The sequence below is a fragment of the Streptomyces sp. NPDC045899 genome (assembly GCF_056431485.1).
Genome location: NZ_JBWKKP010000062.1, coordinates 1 through 4,854 on the forward strand (window position 1 = coordinate 1; position 4,854 = coordinate 4,854).

The window sequence follows — 4,854 nt, forward strand, 5'->3', positions numbered from 1 at the left end:
GGATCCAGCTCAGCACACACCTCATCCAAGGTGCGGTCGAACACCGGGAACACCCCGGCCAACTCCAGACCCATCCCCGAACGCTGCGAACCCTGACCCGTGAACAAAAACGCCGACTTACCTGCCACACCAGGCTCACCAGCCGTCACCTCGGCCAGCCGCGCCAACAACTCATCACGGTCCGTCGCGACCACCACCGCACGACGGTCCAGCAACGCCCGCGACGTGGCGGAGGAGAAGCCGATGTCCGCCACGGACACGGTCCCATCGGAGGCCACACGCTCCCGCAGCCGCTCCGCCTGGGCCCGAAGCGCGGCGTCGGTACGGGCGGACAGCACCACCGGCACCGATCCGGCGGGACGGAAGGCATCGGCCGGCGCGTCCTCGGACGGCTCTTCCGCCGGGGCCTCCTCCACGATGATGTGCGCGTTCGTACCACTCACACCGAACGACGACACGGCGGCGCGGCGGGGACGGCCCTCGACGTGCCAGTCACGAGCCTCGGTGAGCAGCTGGACCTTCCCGGACTCCCAGTCCACGTGCGGCGACGGCTCATCGACATGCAGCGTCGGCGGCAGCACACCGTGCCGCATCGCCATCACCATCTTGATCACACCCGCCACACCGGCGGCGGTCGAGGTGTGACCGATGTTGGACTTGATCGACCCCAGCCACAGCGGGTCCCCGTCCCGCTCCCGGCCGTAGGTGGCCAGCAGCGCCTGAGCCTCGATCGGGTCACCGAGCACGGTGCCGGTGCCATGGCCCTCCACGGCGTCCACATCGGACGGGCTCAGCCCGGCGTTCTCCAGGGCGCGCCGGATGACCCGCTCCTGCGACGGACCGTTCGGCGCCGTCAGACCGTTGCTCGCACCGTCCTGGTTCACCGCGCTGCCGCGGATCAGCCCCAGGATGCGGCGGCCGTTGCGCTTCGCGTCCGAGAGCCGCTCCAGCACCACCAGGCCCAGCCCGTCGGAGAATCCGGTGCCGTTCGCCGACGCCGAGTACGCCTTGCAGCGCCCGTCGGGGGCCAGCCCGCGCTGGCGGCTGAACTCCATGTGCAGGAACGGCCCGGCCAGCACGGTGACACCACCGGCGAGCGCGAGCGAGCACTCGCCCGCCCGCAGCGCGGTCATCGCGAGGTGCAGGGCCACGGCGGAGGCTGAGCACGCGGTGTCCACGGACACCGCCGGACCTTCGAGGCCCAGGCTGTAGGCGACCCGGCCGGACACCACGCTGGTGGTGGAGCCGGTCAGGCGGAAGCCCTCGATCTGGGGCAGGGCTCCGGCGGGCATCGACGCGTAGTCGGAGGGGCCGACGCCGCAGAAGACACCGGTGTTGCTGCCGCGCAGCCGGTTCGGGTCGATGCTCGCGTCCTCCAGCGCCTCCCACGACGCCTCCAGCAGCAACCGCTGCTGCGGGTCCATCGCTGTGGCCTCGCGCGGGCTGATCCCGAAGAACTCCGCGTCGAACTCGGCGGCTCCGTCGACGAATCCGCCCTCGCGGGTGTACACGGTGCCGAGCCGGTCGGGGTCCGGGTCGTAGAGCCGCTCCAGGTCCCAGCCGCGGTCGGCTGGGAAGGGACCGATGGCATCGCGGCCGGAGGCCACGAGCTCCCACAGCTCCTCGGGCGAGGTCACCCCGCCCGGGTAGCGGCAGCTCATGCCGACGATGGCGAGGGGCTCGCCGTCACGGGACTCGTATTCGCGGAGCTGGGCACGGGCCTGGTTGAGGTCGCTCGCCATCTTCTTGAGATAGCGGGCGATCTTCTCCTGCTGATCGGTGTTCTCTGCCATTTCCGCGCCCCTCACGCTTCGCCGAACTCGGCGTCGATCATTTGGAAGACCTCGTCCATCGTGTTGGCCGCCTCGATGCGCTCGGCCGTGCTCTCCGCTTCGCCGTCGTCGTCGGCGACGACGGACAGCAGGCGGCGCAACCGCTCGGCCACCTGGCGCCGGTCGTCCCCGGCGACCGTGGCGAGCATGTCTTCCAGCTTCTTGAGTTCCTTGTGGATGGGTGGTTCGGCGGCAGCGACACCGCCGAACTCGGCGAGCAGCAGACGCGCGATCTCCGCGGGTGTGGGGTAGTCGAACACCAGCGTGGCGGGCAGGCGCATCCCGGTGGCCTGGGTCAGCCGGTTGCGCAGGTCGACGGCGCCGAGTGAGTCGAAGCCGATCTCCTGGAAGGCGCGTTCGGGTTCGATCGCGGCGGCCGAGGCATGGCCGAGGACGGCCGCCACCTGGCCACGGACCATGTCCAGGATGATCTGCGCACGGTCCTCCACGGCAACTCCGGCGAGCTGGTCACGCAGCGACACCGTCGTGGTCTCCACGCGCCGTACCGGAACGGGTGCCAGCCCGCGCAGTACGGGCGGGATCGCCCCCGCCCTGGCCTGGGTCCGCAACACCGCCATGTCCAGCCGGACCGGTGCCAGCAGTGCGGCCCGGAAGGTGAGGGCCTCGTCGAAGAGACCGAGACCGAGCTCGGTCGTGAGCGCCTTGGCGCCCATGCGCTCCAGCCGGGCCAGCTCCCCCTGGCCCAGCTGGGCGGCCATGCCCGCGGCCTCCGACCACAGACCCCACGCCAGCGAAGTGGCGGGCAGGCCGGCGGCACGGCGCGACGCGGCGAGCGCGTCCAACGCGGCATTGGCGGACGCGTAGTTGCCCTGGCCCGGGCTGCCGATCAGCGCCGCCACCGACGAGAACAGCACGAACGCGGAGAGACCGGCGTCGGCGGTCAGCTCATGCAGGTGCCACGCCGCATCCGCCTTCGGCCGCATGACCCGCTCCAGGTGCTCCGGCGACAGCGACTCGATCACACCGTCATCCAGCACACCGGCCGCGTGCACCACACCGGTCACCGGACGCTTCAAGGTGCCCAGCGCGGCGGCCAGTTGGTCACGGTCGGACGCGTCACAGGCGACAACGTCGGCGTGGCACCCCCGGGTCTCCAGCTCCGCCACCAGCTCCACCGCGCCCTGAGCCTCCAGGCCCCGACGGCTGAGCAGCAGCAGGTGGCGCACACCGTGGGCGGAGGCCAGATGACGGGCGAACACCGCCCCCAGCCCGCCCGTGCCACCGGTGATCACCACGGTCCCGTCCGGGTCGAACACCGGCGACGGGTCGGCCGCCACCGCGGCGCTCCGCGCGAGCCGCGGCGTCAGCAGCCGTCCGCCGCGCACCGCGAGCTGCGGCTCGTCCGTCTCGAGCACCGCGCCCCAGTCCGGTTCGGCACCGTCCAGGTCCACCAGGACGAACCGTCCCGGGTGCTCGGACTGGGCACTGCGCAGCAGACCCCACACCGCCGCCTGCGCGACGGAGGGAGCCTCACCGTCGACGGCGACCGCGCCCCGCGTCACCAGGACCAGCCGGGACTCACCCAGCCACTCACTGGCGAGCCACTGCTGCACCAGACCCAACGCCTCGCCGGCGGCGATCCGGGCGGAGCCCGGTACCTCGCCGTCCGGGGTGGTGACGGCGGCCAGCACCACCTCGGGTGCGCTCGCGCCGTCGGCCAACGCCTTCTCCAGCGAGGCGAGATCGGCAAACCGGTCCATAGACCCACCGATCTCACCCACCTCGCCGATCGCGGCGAAGCCGACCGGCCGGGTGGTGCCGGCCGTCGCGGGGACCCACTCCATCTCGTAGAGGTGGCGTTCACCGTCCTGCCGCGCGGCTTCGAGATGCGCCTGATCCACCGGGCGGACATCGAGTCGTCGCAGACAGGCCAGCGGCAGACCGTCCTCACCCGCGATGTCGAGCCGCAGCGAGGTCGGGTCCGGCAGGGTGATCCTCACCCGGACCCGGGTGAGGCCGAAGCGCTCCAGCTGGACACCGCTCCAGGAGAACGGCAGTCCGCTGGGGTTGTCCTCACCCATGTCCAGCATGCCGAGTCCACCGTGCAGGGCGGAGTCGAACATCGCCGGGTGGATGGCGAACCCGTCCGCCGGTCCCGCCACTTCGGGCAGCGCCAGCTCGACGAGCACCTCGTCGCCGCGGCGCCACGCCGACTGCACTGCGCGGAAGGCCGGGCCGTAGTCGAAGCCCACGTCCGTGAGGTGGGCGTTCCGGTTGAGCAGCGTGTACAGCTCGGACACGGCGAGGGCGTCGGCGTCCGCCGGCGGCCACGGCGCGGGCAGTGCCTCCAGGGGCTCAGCCTTGGCCGACAGCCAGCCTCGGGCATGACAGGTCAGCTCGGTGGCCTCGTCCTCGCCCGCCTCGATCCGGGAGAAGAAGGCGATCTCGCGGCGGCCGTCCTCGCCGGGCTGCCCGACCGTGACCCGGATCTGCCGGGTGACGTTGTCCTCAAGGACCAGGGGCGCGGCGATGACCAGCTCGTCCACGACATCGCTGCCCAGCCGCCTGCCGATGGTCAGCGCCATCTCGACCATCGCGGCGCCGGGCACCAGGACGATGCCGAACACCATGTGGTCGCGGGTCCACGGCTGGGTCTCCTGGGACATACTGCCGGTGAACACCCACTCGTCGCGATCGCCGACCTGCACGGCCGCGGCGAGGATCGGGTGGCGCAGCCGGTCCAGACCGGCCGCCGAGGCATCACCGGCACCGGACTTGCGGGCGAGCCAGTAGTTCTCACGCTGGAAGGCGTAGGTCGGCAGCTCGACACGGCGCGCCCCGGACTCGGCGTAGAAGGCGTTCCAGTCGACTTCCAGGCCCGCGGTGTGGGCACGGCCGAGGAAGGCGGCGAAGGTGTCCCGCTCGGCGTGCTTGGCACGCAGGGCCGGGACGAACGCGGCCTCGCTGTCGTCCTCAACGGACTGACGGGCCATGGCGGTCAGGACGGCGTCCGGGCCCAGCTCCAGGAACCGCCGCACACCGAGGTCCCAGAGTGTCGCCA

2 protein-coding genes are annotated in these 4,854 nt (G+C 71.8%); both read right to left on the minus strand.

Translation table 11 applies throughout. The features are described 5' to 3' along the window. Window positions 1-1,793: type I polyketide synthase (locus AC07FT_RS36240; RefSeq protein WP_479180423.1), on the minus strand; the 1,793-nt coding region annotated here is incomplete at its 3' end. A gap of 11 nt (window positions 1,794-1,804) precedes the next feature. Then, on the minus strand, window positions 1,805-4,854 hold a 3,050-nt coding region (locus AC07FT_RS36245), incomplete at its 5' end, for a type I polyketide synthase (RefSeq protein WP_479180424.1).